The sequence below is a fragment of the Cytobacillus luteolus genome (assembly GCF_017873715.1).
GTDB lineage: Bacteria > Bacillota > Bacilli > Bacillales > Bacillaceae_L > Bacillus_BV > Bacillus_BV luteola.
Genome location: NZ_JAGGKM010000001.1, coordinates 726,199 through 746,138, shown reverse-complemented (window position 1 = coordinate 746,138; position 19,940 = coordinate 726,199). Strand labels below are relative to the sequence as shown.

General features: G+C 35.0%; 23 protein-coding genes. 4 read left to right on the top strand and 19 right to left on the bottom strand.

Going from position 1 to position 19,940, the window contains the following annotated elements; translation table 11 throughout:
* Positions 1 to 16: 16 nt before the first annotated feature.
* Complete coding sequence (locus tag J2Z26_RS03860) at positions 17 to 1,210, bottom strand: zinc-ribbon domain-containing protein (RefSeq protein WP_193538496.1); 1,194 nt, start codon at positions 1,208 to 1,210, stop codon at positions 17 to 19.
* Between the two features lie 283 nt (positions 1,211 to 1,493).
* On the opposite strand from J2Z26_RS03860, the gene J2Z26_RS03855 reads away from it, so the two are divergent.
* Complete coding sequence (locus J2Z26_RS03855) at positions 1,494 to 2,408, top strand: DMT family transporter (protein ID WP_193538494.1); 915 nt, start codon at positions 1,494 to 1,496, stop codon at positions 2,406 to 2,408.
* 19 nt (positions 2,409 to 2,427) lie between these two features.
* Here the strand turns inward: J2Z26_RS03855 and J2Z26_RS03850 are convergent, their stop codons facing one another.
* From J2Z26_RS03850 to J2Z26_RS03815, 8 genes are all read right to left on the bottom strand, one after another.
* Positions 2,428 to 2,769: a DUF805 domain-containing protein gene (locus tag J2Z26_RS03850; protein WP_193538492.1), complete on the bottom strand. Its 342-nt coding sequence runs from the start codon at positions 2,767 to 2,769 to the stop codon at positions 2,428 to 2,430.
* A 287-nt stretch (positions 2,770 to 3,056) separates the two neighbouring features.
* Positions 3,057 to 3,629 carry a YdcF family protein gene (locus J2Z26_RS03845; protein WP_193538490.1) on the bottom strand — a complete coding sequence of 191 codons (573 nt, stop codon included), beginning with the start codon at positions 3,627 to 3,629 and terminating at the stop codon, positions 3,057 to 3,059.
* 115 nt (positions 3,630 to 3,744) lie between these two features.
* Positions 3,745 to 4,068: an antibiotic biosynthesis monooxygenase gene (locus J2Z26_RS03840; protein WP_193538488.1), complete on the bottom strand. Its 324-nt coding sequence runs from the start codon at positions 4,066 to 4,068 to the stop codon at positions 3,745 to 3,747.
* A 29-nt stretch (positions 4,069 to 4,097) separates the two neighbouring features.
* On the bottom strand, positions 4,098 to 5,081 hold the full coding sequence (locus J2Z26_RS03835) for a siderophore ABC transporter substrate-binding protein (RefSeq protein ID WP_193538486.1): 984 nt from the start codon (positions 5,079 to 5,081) through the stop codon (positions 4,098 to 4,100).
* Positions 5,082 to 5,300: 219 nt separating this feature from the next.
* Positions 5,301 to 6,059 (bottom strand): iron ABC transporter ATP-binding protein, encoded by a 759-nt coding sequence (locus J2Z26_RS03830; RefSeq protein ID WP_193538484.1) that lies wholly within the window; start codon positions 6,057 to 6,059, stop codon positions 5,301 to 5,303.
* Positions 6,053 to 7,003, bottom strand: a complete 951-nt coding sequence (locus tag J2Z26_RS03825) for an iron chelate uptake ABC transporter family permease subunit (protein ID WP_193538482.1) — start codon at positions 7,001 to 7,003, stop codon at positions 6,053 to 6,055. The genes J2Z26_RS03830 and J2Z26_RS03825 overlap by 7 nt, the downstream gene beginning before the upstream one ends.
* Positions 6,996 to 7,946: an ABC transporter permease gene (locus J2Z26_RS03820; RefSeq protein ID WP_193538480.1), complete on the bottom strand. Its 951-nt coding sequence runs from the start codon at positions 7,944 to 7,946 to the stop codon at positions 6,996 to 6,998. Before J2Z26_RS03820 ends, J2Z26_RS03825 begins: the two co-directional genes overlap by 8 nt.
* Positions 7,947 to 8,137: 191 nt before the next feature.
* Positions 8,138 to 8,578, bottom strand: coding sequence for a MarR family winged helix-turn-helix transcriptional regulator (locus J2Z26_RS03815; RefSeq protein ID WP_193538479.1), 441 nt, complete (start codon positions 8,576 to 8,578; stop codon positions 8,138 to 8,140).
* Positions 8,579 to 8,807: 229 nt separating this feature from the next.
* Between J2Z26_RS03815 and J2Z26_RS03810 the strand changes: the two genes are divergently transcribed.
* Positions 8,808 to 9,824 (top strand): DUF3231 family protein, encoded by a 1,017-nt coding sequence (locus J2Z26_RS03810; RefSeq protein ID WP_319638079.1) that lies wholly within the window; start codon positions 8,808 to 8,810, stop codon positions 9,822 to 9,824.
* A gap of 79 nt (positions 9,825 to 9,903) precedes the next feature.
* On the opposite strand, the gene J2Z26_RS03805 is transcribed toward J2Z26_RS03810, so the two are convergent.
* The 7 genes from J2Z26_RS03805 to J2Z26_RS03775 all read right to left on the bottom strand — a co-directional run bounded on the left by J2Z26_RS03805 (position 9,904) and on the right by J2Z26_RS03775 (position 14,773).
* Positions 9,904 to 10,368 (bottom strand): CBO0543 family protein, encoded by a 465-nt coding sequence (locus J2Z26_RS03805; RefSeq protein ID WP_193538477.1) that lies wholly within the window; start codon positions 10,366 to 10,368, stop codon positions 9,904 to 9,906.
* Positions 10,365 to 10,856, bottom strand: a complete 492-nt coding sequence (locus J2Z26_RS03800) for a CBO0543 family protein (RefSeq protein WP_193538475.1) — start codon at positions 10,854 to 10,856, stop codon at positions 10,365 to 10,367. The genes J2Z26_RS03805 and J2Z26_RS03800 overlap by 4 nt, the downstream gene beginning before the upstream one ends.
* 97 nt (positions 10,857 to 10,953) lie before the next feature.
* Entirely contained in the window at positions 10,954 to 11,745 is a 792-nt protein-coding gene (locus J2Z26_RS03795) for a serine/threonine protein kinase (protein WP_193538473.1), read from the bottom strand.
* An 8-nt stretch (positions 11,746 to 11,753) separates the two neighbouring features.
* Positions 11,754 to 11,927: a hypothetical protein gene (locus J2Z26_RS03790; protein ID WP_193538471.1), complete on the bottom strand. Its 174-nt coding sequence runs from the start codon at positions 11,925 to 11,927 to the stop codon at positions 11,754 to 11,756.
* Between the two features lie 536 nt (positions 11,928 to 12,463).
* The gene (locus J2Z26_RS03785) at positions 12,464 to 12,790 is read right to left on the bottom strand and encodes an SCP2 sterol-binding domain-containing protein (RefSeq protein WP_193538469.1); all 327 of its coding nucleotides are present in this window, start codon (positions 12,788 to 12,790) and stop codon (positions 12,464 to 12,466) included.
* A 67-nt stretch (positions 12,791 to 12,857) separates the two neighbouring features.
* Positions 12,858 to 13,625 carry a hypothetical protein gene (locus J2Z26_RS03780; protein WP_193538467.1) on the bottom strand — a complete coding sequence of 256 codons (768 nt, stop codon included), beginning with the start codon at positions 13,623 to 13,625 and terminating at the stop codon, positions 12,858 to 12,860.
* A gap of 338 nt (positions 13,626 to 13,963) precedes the next feature.
* A complete protein-coding gene (locus J2Z26_RS03775; RefSeq protein ID WP_193538465.1) occupies positions 13,964 to 14,773 on the bottom strand; it encodes a polysaccharide deacetylase family protein in 810 nt (269 codons plus the stop codon).
* Between the two features lie 331 nt (positions 14,774 to 15,104).
* On the opposite strand from J2Z26_RS03775, the gene J2Z26_RS03770 reads away from it, so the two are divergent.
* Together J2Z26_RS03770 and J2Z26_RS03765 are read left to right on the top strand one after the other, a co-directional pair.
* Positions 15,105 to 16,232, top strand: coding sequence for a YibE/F family protein (locus J2Z26_RS03770; protein ID WP_193538553.1), 1,128 nt, complete (start codon positions 15,105 to 15,107; stop codon positions 16,230 to 16,232).
* Positions 16,229 to 17,002, top strand: a complete 774-nt coding sequence (locus tag J2Z26_RS03765; RefSeq protein WP_193538463.1) for a YibE/F family protein — start codon at positions 16,229 to 16,231, stop codon at positions 17,000 to 17,002. Before J2Z26_RS03770 ends, J2Z26_RS03765 begins: the two co-directional genes overlap by 4 nt.
* A 58-nt stretch (positions 17,003 to 17,060) precedes the next feature.
* Here J2Z26_RS03765 and J2Z26_RS03760 read toward each other — a convergent pair whose 3' ends face one another.
* The 3 genes from J2Z26_RS03760 to J2Z26_RS03750 form a co-directional block, all read right to left on the bottom strand.
* The gene (locus J2Z26_RS03760; protein ID WP_193538461.1) at positions 17,061 to 18,677 is read right to left on the bottom strand and encodes a DUF4179 domain-containing protein; all 1,617 of its coding nucleotides are present in this window, start codon (positions 18,675 to 18,677) and stop codon (positions 17,061 to 17,063) included.
* Positions 18,652 to 19,221 (bottom strand): RNA polymerase sigma factor, encoded by a 570-nt coding sequence (locus tag J2Z26_RS03755; RefSeq protein WP_193538459.1) that lies wholly within the window; start codon positions 19,219 to 19,221, stop codon positions 18,652 to 18,654. Before J2Z26_RS03755 ends, J2Z26_RS03760 begins: the two co-directional genes overlap by 26 nt.
* Positions 19,222 to 19,382: 161 nt before the next feature.
* A complete protein-coding gene (locus J2Z26_RS03750) occupies positions 19,383 to 19,835 on the bottom strand; it encodes a hypothetical protein (RefSeq protein WP_193538457.1) in 453 nt (150 codons plus the stop codon).
* Between the last annotated feature and the right edge of the window lie 105 nt (positions 19,836 to 19,940).

Below are 19,940 nucleotides of genomic sequence, written 5' to 3'. Positions count from 1 at the left end.
CCGAGGCTATTTTTTACTACTCCAAGTACCAACTAATATTTTCTACTTCTACATATACATCTTTATTGATGCCATAATGAATATCTTCGAAATATCCATTTTCTCCAGGGCTTAATGTGTAAGGATAGACGGTACGACTTCCTTCATCATACAAATTCCCCATACCATCATAGATTTTGTAAAAGATCGTGATTCCATAAATACTCGTTGTAGCTAAGTTTTTTACTTCACCGCTTATATACAAATCACCAAATTCATCAACAACAGATTCCAACTTAAGAACTTCAACTGCAGCAGTTCGGTTAACTAAGTCTTCTTTCTCTGCTGCCTCCATGGCCTTTTCCAGTCTAAGTTGTTCCGCTTCCTCAAATTTAAATCGTTCTCTCTCTATTCTTTCTTTAAAGGCAACCAATTCATTATGGTCCTTGGAATAATGTAAAGCCTTATCAATTGTAGCAATTGCTTTTGAAAATTCCTTATTTGCTAGCTGTCCTTCTGCGTCTTTAATCGTTAACTGAACGATTTTCTTTACAATTTGTTGTTGGGTTGCTTTTGCTTCCTCTGAAGTAAGTGATGTTAAGACGGATAGTTTGCTAATTAGTTCCTCAACTGTGTCTAATTGATCAATTTCAAGCTTAATTTTACCTACAGTTGCTATTACATCTTTCTCTTTCACTTTCTTGCTAATCACTTCGAATAATGGACCTTGCTCCTTATCTACATCATTAGCTAATAAAGCAATCTTTTGGGAAGCCTCATTCCACTTTTTCCTTTTAATTAGTATAGAAACTTCATTCAATCTTTCCGAGAATTCATCTGCCTTTACCACCACAGCCTTGGTATCTTTTAAAATTACATACGAAGGGCGAAGTTCAATTGCCTTGTCTAGCTCTTTTATCGCTTTTTCGTAATCTCCATCAATTGCATACCTTTCTGCAGATGCTTTAAGCGACATAACATTTTCATTCAGGGTGCTTTCATGGGTGTAATAACCATACACACCTCCACCAACAAGAAACAAACTAATCGTTGGAATTAGCAGCATAACAAGTTTTTTGGTAGATTGATTTCGTCTGCCTTCTCTAGAATCTATCTCAACTTCTAGATCTACTACATTATTTAGGTCGTTTTCTTGATCCAGCTTTGTGCCACAGTTTGCACAAAAGCGTGAGCCTTCGACTATTTTTGAACCACATTCATGACAATACACTCATTACCGCTCCCTTACTACTGGACACATAAGGTCTCTAGGATTTTTAATCTATGATTCTACTATGTTATGTTTTTTTTCTATCATTATTAATTAGGTACTATAGTAATTTAACATTTTTATGCCCCTTCGACAAATACTTACAAGAAATTGGTAGTTTTTCCTTAAGTCTTATTACAATCGAAATAGGACTATTTCTTTAATCCGTTTAATTCAAAATGATATACATTTTTATCCTATCCATTTACAATTATAAAATATATTGAATCTGCGAGGTGGGAAATTGGAGAAAAATAGTGCATATCTATTTATTATTATCGGAGCGGCTCTCTGGGGAATAATTGGCATATTTGTAACAACCTTATACGAACTTGGGTTTTCACCAACTCAGGTCGTGACAATACGTGCGATTACGGCAGCCCTTTTTCTAGTTCTTTATACTCTTTTAAAAAATCGACAACTTCTTAAAATACATATCTATGATACTAAATATTTTATAGGGACAGGAATTGTTAGTATTGTATTTTTTAACTGGTGTTTGTTTAGTGCTATTCAAGAAACTTCAATTTCAATTGCAGCCATTCTATTGTATACGGCTCCAGCATTTGTAACAGTTTTATCAAGAGTGATCTTTAAGGAATATTTTACGACCAAAAAGATTATAGCTTTATTTACCACACTAATAGGATGTGCACTTGTCATCGGAGTACTTCCAACTAACAGTGGCACCATCTCGTCATATGGGCTGATCCTTGGACTTGGGTCTGGTTTTTTCTATGCTCTTTATAGTATTTTTGGTAAATTTGCCCTACAGAAATATGACTCATTAACCGTTTCTGTATATACCTTTATTTTTGCGTCAATTGCGATTACACCTTTTAGTGGACTCTGGTCTATTTTACCACTATTTGTAAGTGTAGAGGTATGGTTAAATATCATTGGTCTTGGCTTTTTGTCAACGATGCTAGCCTATATCTTGTATACAAAAGGGTTACATTATGTAGAAACAAGTCGAGCTTCCATACTTGCCACTGTTGAACCTGTTGTAGCTGCATTATTAAGTTTCATTATTTACCAAGAACAACTCCTCTTTTGGCAGTATATAGGGATTTTCTTGGTTATCTTAGCTGTAATGATTGTTCAGGAATCAAAAAAACACAAAATTGAACATAATTTAACACGTTCGTCAGGCACATAGCCCCTAACGAACGTGTTTTTTATTTCGGACTTGGACCGTATTTATTTTCCCCGGGCTCACTATCTAATACAGTAAAGACAAAAAGGACGATTGCTCCAATTAGAGGAATTAAACTGATTAGTATCCACCAACCACTTCTCCCTGTATCATGTAATCTTCTTACAGTTACAGATAAGGAAGGTAAAAGCAGAAATAGAGAATAAATACCTGAAAGAATCGGTTCTATTCCTAAAAATGGTTCTATAAATGCAATAACGAATGCAAAGATTGCGCTGACTAATACAAACATCCAGTATTCCGTCCTTCGTGCTCTTCCACGAAACACTGCATAGTTCTTAATTGCCTTTAAAAACCAACTCATCATTTTCACCTCACATGAAGTCTATAATGGTTCATTTTTAAGGTACACCAAATGACTTAATGCTATTCATTTTTTCTATTTTCAAGAACATCTGACTAAGTTGAAAAACAGGCGGACAATAGTTCCACCTGTTTTTCGGTCAAAATTAAGTATTCTACTCAATTAGGAAAGTAAATTACTAGGTCTGTTAAGTATTATGGCAATTTAAGAAAGTAATTTAACAACAAAGTTAAGTATTCTTCGCAATTAATTAAGTATTACCATTCTACTGGAAATTACAACACCATCTACCAATCCAACAAAGCCGTTTTCAACACCGCAACATACTCTCTGAGCCATAACTTCTCCCGAACAATCCTTGGAGTTTCCGCGGCCAGCATATATGGCTCAAATCCCTGTCTGTTTGCAATAATTTTTGCTCGAAACAGATGAAAATCATTACTTACAATAACCACTTCATCGACCTCTGAGCCAAGTACCTCTTTCGAGAATTTTAAGTTTTCAAATGTCGAGGTTGATCGGTCTTCCATTATGATTCGCTCATCCTCGATTCCATTTTCTTTAAAAAATCGTGCCATCGCTTCTGCTTCTGTTATATCTTCCCCTGGTCCCTGTCCACCAGAAACAACTACATTTGTATTTGGGTTGCTTTTTAAATACTCTAAGGCGACCTGCACGCGATGATATAGCGCTAGTGACATATCCTCCCCATGCAATCTAGCACCAAGTACAATCATGTAATCAACTCCATCTGGCGGCTGCTCTTTTCCAATAGAAGCAATTAGCATATGTACAGATATCACATAACCAAGTCCAATCACCAAAACTAATACAAGAATCTTTCCCCACATTTTTTTCATTCTATAAGAATTCCTCTCAGGTCGCAATTTGACAATGTACTTACTACCATTCTACTAAAATCTACCATAAAACAAAAGGGCATTAAGCACCTAAGCTTAATACCCTTACAATCTATTACTTCCCGGTTGGTCCTTTTACTGCCACTACTTCATACTTATCTCCTTCTGAGCTAACAATGTAGTCTGGCTTTGGTTGACCTAACTTTGCTTTATGACCCGCTATATGAGCATCGCTTTTTTCCCATTGTTTCCAATGATCTTCAGACTCCCAACGGATCATTACAACGACTTCTTCATCACCACGGCGAATCTTTTTAACCATAACTGACAAATCAACAAACCCTGGTTGTTTTTCAATAATCCCTTCGCCACTAAAGCGCTCAACAACTTTGTCAGAATGGCCTTCTGTTACAACTGTTTTTCTCATTTGAACAAACATGCACAAAGTACCTCCTTCTTGTATTTCTACTATTCTAAGCTTGCACTAATTTCCTTAATCATTTCAGATACAGAGATTAATCCTCCGCCAGATAAATACCAGAAGTTTGGATCTAAGTAGACAATGTTACCTTCTTTAAATGCTTTTGTATTTTCAACTAAGCTATTTTCGATTAATGCTTTTGCAGAAGATTGACCATTTACCGCTGCTCCACGATCAATAACAAATAAGAAATCTGGATCTTTTTCAACGATATATTCAAAGGATACGTTTTGACCATGTGTTGATACTTCGATATTCTCATCTGCAGCAGCAAAACCAAATACATCGTGAAGAATTCCAAAACGAGAACCAGCACCATATGCACTGATATTTCCTTCATTCGCTAAAATAATTAGTCCCTTACCTGCAGCTGTTGCTTTATCATTTAGTGTTTTAATATCTGCTTCAATTGTAGAAAGCTCTGCCTTCACTTCTTCTTCCTTGCCAAAAATCTCACCTAATCTAGTCATGTTTTCGGTAAAAGAATCCATGTATCTTGATGTATCAAGTCCCATGAAGATTGTTGGACCAATCTTGGATAACTCTGCATACGCTTCTTGTTGTCTTCCAGAAATGATAATTAGATCTGGATTAAGTGAAGCAATCTTTTCGAAATCTGGCTCTTTTAAACTACCAACGTTTTCATACTTCGCATCTTTAAATTTCTCTAAGTAAGCCGGAATATTTGCTTGTGGTACTCCTGTTACTTCTACACCTAATTTATCTAGTGAATCTAACACACCGAAATCAAATACAACAACCTTAGCTGGATTTGTCGAAACAACAGTTTCACCTAATTGGTGAGTAAGTGTTAATTCTTTTGGCTCTTCTTTTACTTCTTCTTTTGTTGAATCAGTTGTTGAACCTGTTTGTGTTTCTTCATTTGAAGTTGATGTTTCCTCTGCTCCACCGCAAGCTGCTGTGAATATTGCAAAAAATAATACTAGCATAAGTAACGCTATTTTTTTCATGTAAAAACACTCCTAAATAAATATATTTTTATATTTAAAATTACTTTGATGTCAATCACTTTGAAAATTCTCACTCTATAGTTGCTAGCAACAGCCTTTTCTTGTAAAGTTAGATTTGTAAGGGCCTTCTAATCTCTTTGAAATTGGCAGATTTCAGATTAGTGGGTCTTTTTTTGAGCATTTCTACGGTCTGACATCAAAATAAGTTAAACCAAGCGGTTAAGAAAAATAAACACAAATCTTATTTTCATTGATGCATTGGATTTCAATATCCATGTCATATATATCCTTTAGAACAGCACGGTTAATAATTTCGTCTGTCTTTCCTTCTTTAACAACCTTACCATCCTTAAGAGCAACAATATAATCGGAATAACAAGAAGCAAAGTTAATATCGTGTATAACAATTACAACTGTCTTGCCGAGTTCATCTACTAATCTACGAAGAACCTTCATGATCTGAACTGAGTGCTTCATATCAAGATTATTTAGTGGTTCATCTAACAAAATATACTCAGTGTCTTGGGCAATAACCATTGCAATGAACGCTCTTTGCTTCTGACCACCACTCAATTGGTCTAGGAATTTATCCTGCATATCCGCTAATTCCATATAATCGATTGCCTCATCAACAAACTTCCAATCTTCTCTTGTTAACCTACCTTGTGAGTAAGGAAAGCGCCCAAAACTCACCAACTCTCTAACTGTTAAACGTAGATTAACATTGTTCGATTGTTTTAGAATGGAGATTTTCTTTGCTAGCTCATTGCTTTTTGATTTTGTAAGGTCTTTATCATCAATAAATACCTCTCCACTATCAACTGGGATAAGCCGGCTAATCATTGAAAGTAGTGTACTTTTACCAGCACCATTTGGACCAATAAACGAGGTAATCTTTCCTTTTTGAATATTGACGGAAACATCTTCAACTACGTTTTTATTACCATATTTCTTAAAAACACTTTTTACATTTACCATGATTTATTCCCCTTTAACAGAAGATAGATAAAGTACACTCCACCTACAAAGTTTATGATGACACTTAAAGTTGTCGAAAATGTAAACACTCGTTCTACAATGAGCTGTCCACCAACTAAAGCGATAATACTTATTAAAACAGAACCAAAGATTAAATATTGATGTTTATAGGTTTTGAAAAATTCATGTGCAACGTTTGCCACTAACAGTCCTAAGAAGGTAATTGGACCAACAAGTGCCGTTGCAACTGAAATAAGGATAGCAACAACGACAAGTAATCTTTTAACTACCGCGTCATAATCCACACCAAGGTTGATTGCATGCTCCTTTCCTAGTGAAATTACATCAAGGTATTTTGTAAATCTTAGGAAGTACACCACTGTTAAAACGACGAGAATACAAGAGATTAAAAGCACATCTGTGTTTACGTTATTAAAGCTTGCAAACATTCTGTCTTGAACAATCATGAATTCATTTGGATCAATTAGGACTTGCATAAAATCGGAGATACTTCCAAAGAAAGTTCCAAGGATAATCCCTACCAGAAGTAAGAAATAAATGTTCTGCCCTTCTCTTTTAAAAAGAAACTTATATAACAACCCAGCAAAAAGGACCATTAGGCCAACAGATACTATAAAATTAAAATTTTTATCTGTTGCAGTTAAACTCATTGAGCCAAAAACAAAGATGATAAAAGTCTGAATTAACAAGTAAAGTGAATCAAGACCGATAATACTTGGTGTTAGTATTCGGTTATTTGTGATGGTTTGAAAAATAATGGTTGAAAATGCGATAACTCCACCTGTTACAGCAATCGCAAGAATCTTCTTGCCTCTTCTTGGTAAAACATAATCCCAGTTTCCACCTGCATCGATAAACATAAATATGGCAATTAATATAATTGAAATCACGGACAATACAATTAGCTTCAGATTATTACTCATGTGTCTTTCTCCTCAAAAGTAAGTAAAGAAATATTCCGCTTCCGATGACACCGACAGTTACTCCGATTGGAATTTCGTATGGGTAGATAATAATACGCCCCAAAATGTCACAGGCTAAAACGAAAACGGCACCTAGTACTGCGGTGTGAGAAAGACTTTTCTTTAAATGATCTCCTTGATAAATCGTTACAATGTTTGGAATGATTAATCCTAAGAATGGAATCATCCCAACCGTTAGGAGAACAACTGTAGTAACAAGTGCTGATATGACCAGACCAATGTTTACCACCTGTTTGTGATTTAAACCTAAGTTAATTGCAAACTCTTCACCCATACCAGCTATTGTAAACTTGTTTGCATAAAGATAAGCAATGATAACTAGTGGGATACTTATGTAAAGCAGTTCATATCTGCCCTGAATGCTCATTGAAAAATTCCCTTGCAACCATGATGACATGTTTTGAATCAAGTCATTTTTATAAGCAAAAAAGGTTGTAATTGAACTAATAATATTACCAAACATTAAGCCTACTAACGGTATAAATATAGCATCTTTGAATTTGACCTTATCTAATATTTTGATAAATATAAAGGTTCCTAGTAAGGCGAACACAAAGGCAACAAGCATCTTCTCAATCGGGCTCGCTGATGTAAACAACATTAAGGCAACTAATATTCCTAATCTGGCAGAGTCCATCGTTCCAGCCGTTGTTGGTGAAACAAATTTGTTTCTTGTAAGCTGCTGCATGATTAAACCTACAATACTCATACTTAGTCCAGCTATGATAATACTAATCAATCGTGGAAAACGACTGACTAAAAGAATTTGTACTTGATCTTCAGTTAATGAAAAGAGATCAAGTGGTGAAACATCCTTTACCCCGATAAATAGTGAGGCTATAGAAAGGATGAATAACGCAATAAGTAAGTATCGTAGTTTCATAGAATCTGCCAAACCTTTCTAGAGCTGTATTTAGATAAAGATAATCATTATCAATTGAGTTTTTAAAAAAAGATGGCAGATTAAGCCATTTCCCATTTTGGTAATACTGATTATCATTATCATATGTCGTGAAAAAAATTTCTTTTTTTATATAAATACTTGTTTAAACAAGTACTTATGCAAAAAAAGAACTATTTTAAATTTTTTCTTATCTTATCGAGAATTTCCAAACAGTTATTTAAGTCTTCCTCTGCCATTCCATTTGAAGCTTCTGCAATCGTTTTCTTAGCTAAGCCTTCAAGATCCCCTTGAATCTTTTTACTTTCTTCCGTTAAAAAAATTAGATTTATTCTTTTATCTTCTGAATGAGGTACCCTTTTTACGAGGTTTCGCTTGATCATGTTATCAATTAACCTCGATACACTTGCCTGGTCCCGTTCGTTAAGAATGGCTAATTGGTTCTGTGTTTGCCCATCCTCATCGTATAACCTGCTTAATATCTGCCATTGCTCATAAGTAACAGGATAACCCTGCTCCTTAAAGTTTTGGTTCAGACGATTCATCATCAGACGTGAAGCATGAAAAAGCTTGTAACCAAGTGAATGGTCTAAGCAATATTTATAATCTTCCATTTTTAACCTCATTTCTAATAGTATAACGCGATACTTGTTTATGCAAGTATTTTTTATGAAATATTTTATGTCTATTTTATGAACTCTTTTATGTACTTAGATTCGCATTTTTTTCATTTCTCTTTATTTTATCACTTTAATTTCTAACTACATACATATATTTTCTATATCTACCCAAAATAACAGGAGAATAATAGGGGCATGTTTACCTGTATTAACACTATTTGGGGTGATTACAATCGATTCGAAACCACCTGTTCGATTAACAGCAGCAGAACTTGCAAACTTATGGACACAATACATGAATGATAGTATGGCATATCATTTCCTATCTCATGCTATAAAAAATTGTCAAGATCAAGACATAAAGAATGTATTAGAAAAAGCAGTTTCTATGTCTGAGAAACATCTTAAGAAACTAAAAGGCTTTTTTAACGCCGAGAAGTACCCAGTACCACACGGTTTTACAAAAGCTGATGTTAACCTTAACGCTCCTCCCCTTTTTTCAGATTCATCCATGCTCATCTATATGCAAACGATGACTCTACATGGTCTAACTGGTTACGCACTAAGTGTTGGCACATCAGTACGAGAGGATATTAGAAACTTTTATATTGAAGTGAATCAAGGTACGATGGACTTATACAGTATGACAATAGACATCATGTTAAAAAAAGGAGTCTATGTTCGACCTCCATCTCTTAACCCACCTGAAGAAGTTGACTTTGTAAAAAAACAAAGCTTTTTAAATGGTTGGTTTGGAGATAAAAGACCTATTAATGCCATTGAGTTAAGCGGGATTTTTTATAACATGCAAAAAAATCACGTCAAGATCTTACTAGAAATAGGGTTTAGCCAGGTCGCAACTAGTGCGGAGTTGCGTGATTACTTCTTACGAGGTATGAAAGTTTGTGAGAAGCAGAACGAAGTATTAGGGTCGATATTGGCCAGCGAGCACTTACCAGAACCAGGGAGTTTGGCATCTGAAGTAACAAACTCCACAACTCCGCCCTTTTCAGATAAACTAATGCTTTTTCACGTTGTTTCTCTTATATCTGTTGCGTTAGGTTACTATGGAGCTGCAGTTTCAGTGTGTCAAAGGAGAGACTTATCAGCTCATTTTTTGAGACTGATGGCTGAAATTGGACAGTATGCTGAAGATGGAGCAAATCTACTTATAAAAAATGGTTGGTTGGAGCAGCCTCCAACAGTTACAGATCGTGAATCATTAGCAACTAGAAAGTAGCCCTGCCATATTTGGTAGGGCTATTACTAATTTTATTCTACTGCTTTTAATACAGCAATTACTTTTATATAAAAAGCATTTATGACTGACTCTTAAAATACCACTTATAAAAGAATCGTAATAGAGCTAATGTAGCAAAAATACTACCCCATGAGATATACCATGTCCAGTTTATATATTCAATTAGGTCTGTATATTTCTCTACAATAATTTCTGGAATTACTATTCCTGTCGTTAAAGCGGCAGTATAAAAAAACTGTTTCCATTTAGTTGAAGATGCAGGATAGTACAGATTATAAAAGATACCAATCACGGGAAAAACAAAGAATTCAAACGTAAAACTCGTTTCGTTAACTGAAGCTAAGAACCTTTTTGGATACTCAATTAAATCGTATTCAACAACAAGAATCCCTAAAAACCATGATACGAAAATCATAAATAAAAAGGATATACTTGCTTTACGATAATAATACTTAGGAATAAAAAACACGGAAATGGCTGTTATCATCCAAACATAGTGTTCAATAAACGACTCTATACTCATATAACATCATGCCTTTTTAACGATTTAGTAAATGGCTCTCCTTTTAACATCCACATAATATATTTTCTACAAAGCATAAGTTCAAATAGAAAATTGATTGCACTTGTCTGGGGTTTTGCCTCCATTAAATCAGTTGTTCTCCCTATAATAAATAAGAATAAAATAATTCCGCCTACAGTATAAAGATAATGAAGTGCCTGCCTAATCTTCCCTCCATTTTCTGGATACCATCGTTGAAACAAAACTGCAGCTGTTGGAAAAACGATATATTCAGAAGAAAAATTAATTTTAGTTGCCTCTGGAAATTCACGAATCGGAGCAGATAACACACCAAACTTCGTCATAACGATACTAAACAACCACGTTAACATTTGAAAAAACAAAAAGACGGCAATCATTTCTCTTACTCGGTCACGTGGAACAGCAAAGTATAAGATTAATGGAAATATAACCCAGATGGCTAAAATAACAGTAAAATCAATCGACATATTTCACCATCCTTTTTTTGTTAGTATACTTTGTTGAAGCATAAATATACTTCGAATAGCGAAATGCTTTTAGGCTTAGATAAATAAGAAAACGCCCCTACCATTTATTAGTAGGAACGCTCTGCACGAAATTAGTTACATCTTGAATTAGTTGATCAACATCTTGATAACCACTATCTATTTGAAGCATTCTCTTTATTATTTTTAGACTCTTTGGTCTTAATGAGAGCTCTTCCATCCAGCTTCTTTCCTTCGCCTTATCTTCATAGCTTGAATAAAGCAAAAATAGCACAAAATGACCTAAGCCGTAAATATCTGAACGAAAAGCAATTTCACGAAACAACCTTACCTCTTCTGCTTCAATAAATGCTTGTTCGGATGCATGTTGTATATAACCTGCCAACCCAAAATCAATTATTACAATCTCATTTTCTCTAAGTAGGATGTTTGGAATTCGTAAATCTCGATGAACAATTCCTTTTTCATGGATCATTTTTACAACTCGAAGGACCTGTAATAGCACCTCAAAGGACTCTCGTTCATTAAAGGTCTTACCTTCTTCAAATATTAATTGCTCAAAGTTTTTCGCCTTTATCCATTCCATAACAAGAAAATGCCTTTTTCCTTCTTGGAATCGTTCATAGCAGACAGGAATCGATGAATGTTGGAACAAACCTAGGATGGCTTCCTCTTTTTCAAATGTCGCTAACCCTGTTCGATACTTTCGCTTACGAAGCTGCTTAACAATTACTTCTTGACCTATTTCCATATCAAGGGCTATATATACTAGACCATATCCACCCTTGCCTAAAAAGCGGTCAATTCGATACCTTTCTTTTAACACAGTACCTTTAGGTAAGGTTCTTTCAAGTAAATCAACAATGAACATATTACTTCTTAACTACTAAACGAGCTAAATTTATATTTGCCTTTTTTCTTATAGTAATGGTTACCGTATTTTGAAGGATGACCAAAGTGCTTCATTTTTTTATAATCGCTGCTAGAGTACTTATGGTGCTTGTTTTTGTGTAATTGTTGTTTTAAAAACATCTTTAACAGTTTCTTTAACATAAAACTCCCCCATTCTTAAACCTTAATTAGTTTCATTTATGTTACTTACATTGTAGATATGCTAATGAAAACAAAGCTTTTTTAAACTATGTGTTGATTTTCGTTACAGGACACTCGCTTTCCGCGGGGCGGGCGGTGAGCCTCCTCGGAGCACAGCTCCTGTGGGGTCTCACCTGTCCCGCTACTCCCGCAGGAGTCTCGTGTCCTTCCACTACAACCAACACTACTAGTTAATAAACACTGTCTCATAACTGCGCCAAAAAAAAAAACGCTTCTACCCATACTACCTGGTAAAAGCGTTTTACATCATACCTTTACCAAAGCAATTGGCAAAGGTCTCGCTTACAACAAAATGTTGCCAACAAAGCCGAGGAATGTTTTTCCTGAAATGACGACTTTATTGTGATTGCTACTCCCCTTTGAATGTAATCTCATTATATCGTAAAAAAGAGAACAACATCAACTTATTTTAATGAGACTTATTCCTCCAAATTAAATGCGATATCTCACATCATGAAATATCGCCACTGTCTTTTTTATTGATATAACTTTACGATTTCCTGAAGCTTTAAAGCTAACCCTAGCTTACCTTCAACCTTTAAGCCACCTGTCATAAAGGCCATCGTCGTATTTAGGTCGTCCTTTAAAAGTTTCGAGAAGTTCTTTTCATTTAGAAAAAGTGTTACCTCTGCCTCATGTGGTGTTCCTTCTACTACTTCAACACGTCCACTAGTTAGAACAATTTGTAGAGGCCCGCTTTCTTCTAAATTCACTTGATATACTCTGTCTTTTTCATTTTCGATATGTTCCGGATTTGTATTCATTTTTTCAACTAATGATTGTAATTCATCTCTTACTGACATCGAATCACCCTACCTAATCCTTATGTATTTATTATTCTACTAGACTATTCTAGAAAAATATAACATACTATTTTAACGGATTCAAAAGTTTTTTCGAAAAATTCGTTTTTTTGAGATAACTCTTCGTTAGGATGGTTAGTATTAGTATCATTCCAAGTAATCCAGAACCCACTGGATACAGAAATGGGAAAAAATACGTTGGATAAGCATGCAAAATATCAGAATAATAACCCATTGCCAATCGATTAGTTCCTGAAAAGTTAATAAGGTTTACAGCAAGTAAATCTTCAGAACGATTTTGAAACTGAATTTTCTTCTCACGCCACTTACCACTTGCTTCATTGATATAAAAGATCCGCCATTCACGTTGTTCCATTGGGACTTCATCATCCGAAACCCTTTGAACGATGGCTATACTATTTTCACCGGTTTGGTGGTCTTTTACTTTTAGAATATCAATCCAGGAAAAGTAGCGACTTCCGCGATCACGATTGGAAAGCCAAATCTCTGATGGTGTCGAAATTTCTTCTCCATTTAGAACAAATTGTATAGTAACAATATCACCTGGGGGTACTTTTTCATTCTTGTCCCATGGTGTAAGTGGAGCCTTTTTCCCTGTATTTTGTTCAACCAATCCTATATGTTGACTACCTATTGTAATCTCAGGTGTATCTATTATCGAGGGCCAGCCATCTTTTGCATATGAATGTTGTAATTCATAGCGATCATTTATCTTTTCTTCAAGAATCACTTCCCTAATCATATCAATTAAAGGCTTTGCAGAAGCTATAAGCAAGAGTAATCCTAGTAATAGCCGCACTCCATTTTTATTCATCTATGCATCTCCTTAGTAAAATACGGTATAATCTTTTATTACAATACCACCGTATGTAAAATTTTACTAATACTAGATTTCTAGGTCTTTATCATTTATAATCAAATTAGGAGTGTGTTTATTTGAATGTTAAGTCTTTTTTCAGGTGAGGTGTATTCACCTGAATTTTTTTTGCAATTAAATAAACAACTCCTTTATCTAAACCACTTTACTTTTATTTAAAATCATCCGTATCAAAATACGAATTTGCCCCCGATATAATAATGGTATAATTAATTTAAACATACATAATTTTGGAAAAAAAGCTACACTCTCATAAGGGAGTGTAGCTTTTGTTTTTAGTAAGGATTCACATAAGCCGGTAACGACTCATTCAGTGAACGAAACGTATAACCTTTTTGTGCAAAGTAGTTTAATAGGGTAGGTAAATGTTCTACCGTTTCTATATGCTCATGAAGGAGAATAACGACTGGCTTGTCACTTGATAATTTTTCATATTGCGTAATTACTTCATCAATATATCTTCCATCACGATACTGCCAATCACGGCTATCAATCGTCCAATCCCACAAAATAAATCCTGCATCCCTCACCGCTTGTTTGTACTCTGGCACCATGTATGGGGAACTACCAAAAGGTGCTCTTATTAAGTTGGATGAAATTCCGGTTAATTCATAAAGATAATCTTGGCCCTCCATCATTTCCTCGACAACTGAAGAAGCTGAACGATAAATGATTTCTTTGTTATGACTAACACCATGATGGCCAATTGTATGGTTCATTGCTACTTCTCTCACTTTGTCTGGAAACTCAATCATATTTGGGACAAGATAAAAAAATGTAGCCTTGGCATCATAGTCAGCAAGGATTTGTAAAATCTGTTCTGTTTGTTTACTTGGTCCATCATCGAAAGTTAGGTATACAACCTTCTCATCTACATGTTTAATAGGCTCACTATCAATCTCTTCAACAATTTCATCTACGATATCTATGGTAATCCAATCAATAGGAACAGTAAATGGTGTTCTCTCAATTGGAGCTTTTATTATATGAAACCCTGCTGGTGCTTGCACAATCGGTTGCTCTTTGCACCCCGCTAGAACAAGTACTATCATTAATAGTATAAGTGAGAATATCTTATGTTTCACAGTCTATCCCCTTTCAGTTCAATACTATAATTATACTTTTTTCGGGATGGAATGGGGTATTTTTTTTTGATACCCAAAATTTGCTAGAAAAGTGTTAGTATTCAAAGGTGGGTATACCCTAAGAGGTCGAATGGCCCGATTTATCGCGAGTTTAGCCCGATTATTCACGGATTTAGCCCGATTTATGTTTAGTTTTGATCTATCATCGTGTAGTTTGGATGGAAAAAGTTGAGTTTGGCCTGATTAATCAGGGATATGAGACGAAATAGTATAAGTATTTCAATTGGTGGTATTATGTAATAGTCTTACTTATTGGGGGTTTATTTTGAATATGATTGTAAGCATTTTAAATAAGATAACTAAAACACAATTCTTCTTATACATCGTATTACTACTTTTATTTATTGGCTCCATTCTTTTTGTTAACCACAATTACTCATACTACGACCGACCAATAGCAGAGATTATTAATACAGAACTAATAGAAACAACTGAAATCATTGATCATTTCGATAATGAGGATCATCTATTCACACAAACATTAATAGCAGTGCTAAAAAATGGTGAAGAAAAAGGGAACCTAATTCATTTAACAAATCAGTTTTCAACTTCTAAGGCCTATGACCATGAATTTAAGGTTGGGCACAAACTGTTTGTATCAATTAACGATAAAGTAAATACAGAATTAACTGGATCTATAGAAGATGTTAAACGCGATACATATGTATTACTTGTTGCATGGATTTTCATCTTTATTTTAATTATCGTTGGGAAAAAGCAAGGATTACTTTCCATTATAAGTTTGGCTGTAAATGCTGTTTTATTGTGGTATGCATTGGATATATACATCAATAACTCTGGAATGAATCTCGTATTGATATGTAGTGTAAGTGCAATATTGTTTACCGTCATTTCACTATTACTCGTTAACGGCGTTAATGAAAAAACCTATGCAGCTATTTTGGCAACTCTGATAGGCACATTTAGTTCACTGTTAATTGCTTATCTGGTTATTTTATTTACAGCTGAGAGTGGACTGCGATATGAAGAGATGCAATTTTCTACCCGTCCTTACCACATGTTGTTTATGGCTGGATTACTTGTAGGATCTTTAGGAGCCGTTATGGATGTTGCCATTACCATGTCTTCTTCTATTTTTGGGTTGTATGAAAAGAATAACAACATATCCCTACAAGCACTAAAAAAGTCTGGTATGGAAATCGGAAAAGACATCATGGGTACGATGACAAATATTTTGTTTTTTGTCTATATTAGTGGCTCAATTCCACTTATACTTCTTTATTTAAAAAATGACTCACAGTTTGGCTTTACACTTTCAATGACTCTTTCATTAGAATTGGCACGCGCTCTCGCTGGTGGTATTGGTATTGTATTAACGATCCCAATAGGTCTATACACGACTCTATTTTTCGTGCAAAGAAAGAGGGGTAGAGAATGAATACCTTAATTTTGTTATCAGCCATTTTATTTATTTTAATGACCTTAATTGGTGGAAAAAAAGGGGTACGATCCTTTTTAGCAATATTCTTCAATTTTTCTGTGCTTATCGTTATCATTTTCATCATGAATGACCCAGATGTTAATCTGATTATCTTAACCTTAGTTGCATGCACAATTATAAGCTGTATTAATCTTTTTTATATAAATGGATTTAACAGTAAAACAAAGACTGCCTTTATCTCTACAATTATCACCACTAGCATATTACTTTTTTTCATTGTCATTATCACCGAGAAGGCAATGATTCAAGGATTTGGAGAAGAAGAAATTACAGAACTTAGTATGTTTTCCCTTTATATTGGAATAGATTTTGTGAAAATTGCTTCCTCCGTTATTATCATGAGCACAATAGGTGCAATTACGGATACAGCCATTGCTATTTCATCACCAATGCGTGAGATACATTACCATCATCCATTGATTAGCAGAAAAGATTTATTCGCTTCAGGACTAAGCATTGGAAGGGATATTCTCGGAACGAGTACCAACACATTATTTTTCGCCTTCTTTGGTGGGTACTTAGGATTACTAATCTGGTTTAAGATTTTAAGTTATTCTCTAGGTGAAATTGTGAATTCAAAAATATTTAGTGCAGAGATGATCACCATCCTTTGTGCTGGAATCGCGGTAACGATGGTTATACCAATTACTTCTTGGATAACTGCATTTTTCTTAGTGGGTGAACAGAAAAGAAAAACATTCAAATAGTATAGTATAAGGAAAACCGGCTGGATTTACCTATCCAAGCCGGCTTTTAATGTGACTATTATTTAAGCTTTACTTCCCATTGCTCGTCAACCTTAACATAACGAGTCACAGATACTAAATGAAGTGTAAGCTCTTCTGGCACTTCCTCAATATCATTTATAGTTAGTTCAATTGTTGTCTTATAACGTCCGAACTCATCTTTTTCATCTAATATGGAACCACTCATCGACGTTTCATACACCTTGCCGTTATTATCTACTGCTAACCAAACTCCAGGGTCAGAGGCAAGCTGTTCTTTTCCTCCCTCCATCTGAATCATAAACATCGTTTCTTTGGAGATTGGAGGCAGTGACTTCTCTAAAGAATATTCGTTCTGCTTCCTAGCCTTATGAATCTTTACATAATTCCCTTCGTATTCAAACGAGACTGGATTTTTAGCAATATCCTTTGGTTTAATTTTGATTGAAAAGTCAGATGGAACGGTCTTCATGACACCGTCAACAATAAGCTGCAAATCAGACTCAGCCTTTTGTGGAACAAATGAATCAACCCAAGAGATATGTCCAAGTTGCATCTTATTCTGTCCCGATAATTGTATCATCCCATTATCACTTTTATGTCCTTGATGATCTGCAAATGTATTATGTGAGGCAATAGTCTCATTCGTAGAATCTTTAATACGATATTGGATGCTCGTATCATATTGTCTTCCTAGACGTTTCACAACATCTTTACCAAATGTCTTTTCAAATCCCTTTATTTCTTTTTTAATCTGAGCTAGTTCTTCTTTTGAAAAAGAAGTTTCATACACAATCTCTGTTGTTGATGGTGCAAACCTTGCTTCCTTCATCTCAATCTCTACGCCATGTAGACTATGTGATGCATGATCTAATGGAATCGTTTGAGTGGCTTTAAGGCTAGCTGTTAAATCAACAGGAAATTCTAAGTTCCAATTGCCTTTCACACCTTTTAGCTCTTTAACTGCTAATGTTAGTGTGAACTTTTCTAATTGATGCCTTTCTTGTAGTGAAAATTCAATTAAGCCATATTCATTACCATGTGACCATCCCATTCCTACATTATCCAAACGGTTACCTTGTTCGTCCTTTGCATAAATTTCAGCTTCCCCTAGATTTAGGTACGTATCTTGTGCCTTTCCACTTTCATCAAGCACTTGATAGGACAGCGCAATTCGGGAAGAATCGGCTATTACGTCCTCAACTTTTAGCGTAAGTCCCTGGTCTTTTACCTCTTGATTAACACGCTCGACAAAACCAGTATCAGCTGCTCTTCTAAGTCCTTCATCCACCTGTTGTGTTGTAAAAAGACCACCAAGCCACTCTGCAAAACCTGAATGGAATGTTGAACTCAACCCTAACACTAATACAATACCTGCTGCGCTGAGGGTCAGCTTTTTCCACGGGGTCCTATTTGTTCGAATCACCTTCGATTCATAAGGCTCTAATTCACCAAGAACAAGATCTGTGAAATTCGGTGGTAGTTCTGGTGTTTGTAATGTATCTTTTAAAAAACTTGCTTCGTTTTGATATGCCTCTACGATTTCTTTACACTTTGAACAAGTAATAAGGTGTGAGTCTACTTCACTTGTTTCTTTATTATCTAACATATGATCTACATATTGTGAAAGCTTATCTGCTGCCCAACATTTCATCATGAAAATAGCCCCCTTCTTGTTTAACTGAATCTCTCATTTTTTTCTTGGCTCGATGAAGCTTATTACGCACCTGGGAGAGAGGTATCTCCACAAGCTCACTTATTTCGTGATAACTTAGCTCATTCACATAACGTAATAGAAGTATTAGTCTCTCATCTTCTGGTAGAGTTTGAATTAACTTCTCAAGTTGACGTTGCTCTTCTTTTTTTAGAAAAATAACTTCAGGGTGATTCGGATTCAAAAGAGTTTCCTCCCCAATATCAACCTGCTTCATCTTATAGCGTTTTTTGCGAAACTCATCCATACAGTAATTAATCGTTACCCGATATATCCAACTAGAGAAAGATCCTTTTCCCTCATATTTATCAAGTTGGTGATATACTTTCACAAATGCCTCCTGGACTAAATCCTGGGCATCATGTGGATTTCTTGTCATCCGTAAGATAGTGGCATAAAGTTGGTTTTTATATTTATTAATAATGTGTGCGTAGGCTTGTTTGTTTCCAGCTAAAATGGACTGGATCCATTGAATCTCCTCTTCCATATTGACCTCCTTAAACGATCATGCGCATGTCTCGTTTATTTAGCGCTCATCATGAGTGCTTTTGTTTGTTTCATACTGTATAACGAGTTTAGCTATCTAATAATTTCACTTCTTTTAAAAAAATTTTCAAAAAGAAAAGGACCTCTTTGAATGGTCCTCTGTTACTCTCTGATTCTCTTCAATTTCCGTTCATAGAAAATGAATAAAGCAATAAATCCACCTATGATTATGATTGGTACAATTCCCACTTGACCATTAAACATCCCTTGAAAACCACTCGCAATACTATACTCACCAATTTTAACAGCTTTCACATATTTTCCATCAATTTCTTCAACAGCGATTACTTCATCCGAACTTTCACCTTTTATCGTGTAATATTTGGTCCCAACTTCATATGTATTTGAAAAATTACCTGAAAGCTGTTCCATATCGGAATAAGCTGTTACTTCACCAACTTCTATATCTACATCTGTTACATACTCATCTGTTACTTCATAGATATATCCTTCCCATACAACAAACGGATACTCCCAATCGGTTGCTAATGATTTCGTAGGTAGGATGAGGACTAATAGTGCGACTAGTAATAATAGTTTCTGATGTAATCTCACGGTTTCCGCTCCTTTTTTATCTATCATATCATGTTTATGTATTTATTCTAAATAGGAAGAAATTAAGTATTTTCACATTTTAGTTAAGTATATCTATGATTTAGG

Excerpts from the sequence above, each read along its gene's own strand:
- J2Z26_RS03850 (WP_193538492.1), bottom strand. The coding sequence starts at position 2,769 with ATGAGTTGGTTTTTAAAGGCAATTAAGAACTATGCAGTGTTTCGTGGA.
- J2Z26_RS03845 (WP_193538490.1), bottom strand. The coding sequence starts at position 3,629 with ATGAAAAAAATGTGGGGAAAGATTCTTGTATTAGTTTTGGTGATTGGA.
- J2Z26_RS03840 (WP_193538488.1), bottom strand. The coding sequence starts at position 4,068 with ATGTTTGTTCAAATGAGAAAAACAGTTGTAACAGAAGGCCATTCTGAC.
- J2Z26_RS03835 (WP_193538486.1), bottom strand. The coding sequence starts at position 5,081 with ATGAAAAAAATAGCGTTACTTATGCTAGTATTATTTTTTGCAATATTC.
- J2Z26_RS03830 (WP_193538484.1), bottom strand. The coding sequence starts at position 6,059 with ATGGTAAATGTAAAAAGTGTTTTTAAGAAATATGGTAATAAAAACGTA.
- J2Z26_RS03825 (WP_193538482.1), bottom strand. The coding sequence starts at position 7,003 with ATGAGTAATAATCTGAAGCTAATTGTATTGTCCGTGATTTCAATTATA.
- J2Z26_RS03820 (WP_193538480.1), bottom strand. The coding sequence starts at position 7,946 with ATGAAACTACGATACTTACTTATTGCGTTATTCATCCTTTCTATAGCC.
- J2Z26_RS03815 (WP_193538479.1), bottom strand. The coding sequence starts at position 8,578 with ATGGAAGATTATAAATATTGCTTAGACCATTCACTTGGTTACAAGCTT.
- J2Z26_RS03805 (WP_193538477.1), bottom strand. The coding sequence starts at position 10,368 with ATGAGTATAGAGTCGTTTATTGAACACTATGTTTGGATGATAACAGCC.
- J2Z26_RS03800 (WP_193538475.1), bottom strand. The coding sequence starts at position 10,856 with ATGTCGATTGATTTTACTGTTATTTTAGCCATCTGGGTTATATTTCCA.
- J2Z26_RS03795 (WP_193538473.1), bottom strand. The coding sequence starts at position 11,745 with ATGTTCATTGTTGATTTACTTGAAAGAACCTTACCTAAAGGTACTGTG.
- J2Z26_RS03790 (WP_193538471.1), bottom strand. The coding sequence starts at position 11,927 with ATGTTAAAGAAACTGTTAAAGATGTTTTTAAAACAACAATTACACAAA.
- J2Z26_RS03785 (WP_193538469.1), bottom strand. The coding sequence starts at position 12,790 with ATGTCAGTAAGAGATGAATTACAATCATTAGTTGAAAAAATGAATACA.
- J2Z26_RS03780 (WP_193538467.1), bottom strand. The coding sequence starts at position 13,625 with ATGAATAAAAATGGAGTGCGGCTATTACTAGGATTACTCTTGCTTATA.
- J2Z26_RS03770 (WP_193538553.1), top strand. The coding sequence starts at position 15,105 with ATGATTGTAAGCATTTTAAATAAGATAACTAAAACACAATTCTTCTTA.
- J2Z26_RS03765 (WP_193538463.1), top strand. The coding sequence starts at position 16,229 with ATGAATACCTTAATTTTGTTATCAGCCATTTTATTTATTTTAATGACC.
- J2Z26_RS03760 (WP_193538461.1), bottom strand. The coding sequence starts at position 18,677 with ATGATGAAATGTTGGGCAGCAGATAAGCTTTCACAATATGTAGATCAT.
- J2Z26_RS03755 (WP_193538459.1), bottom strand. The coding sequence starts at position 19,221 with ATGGAAGAGGAGATTCAATGGATCCAGTCCATTTTAGCTGGAAACAAA.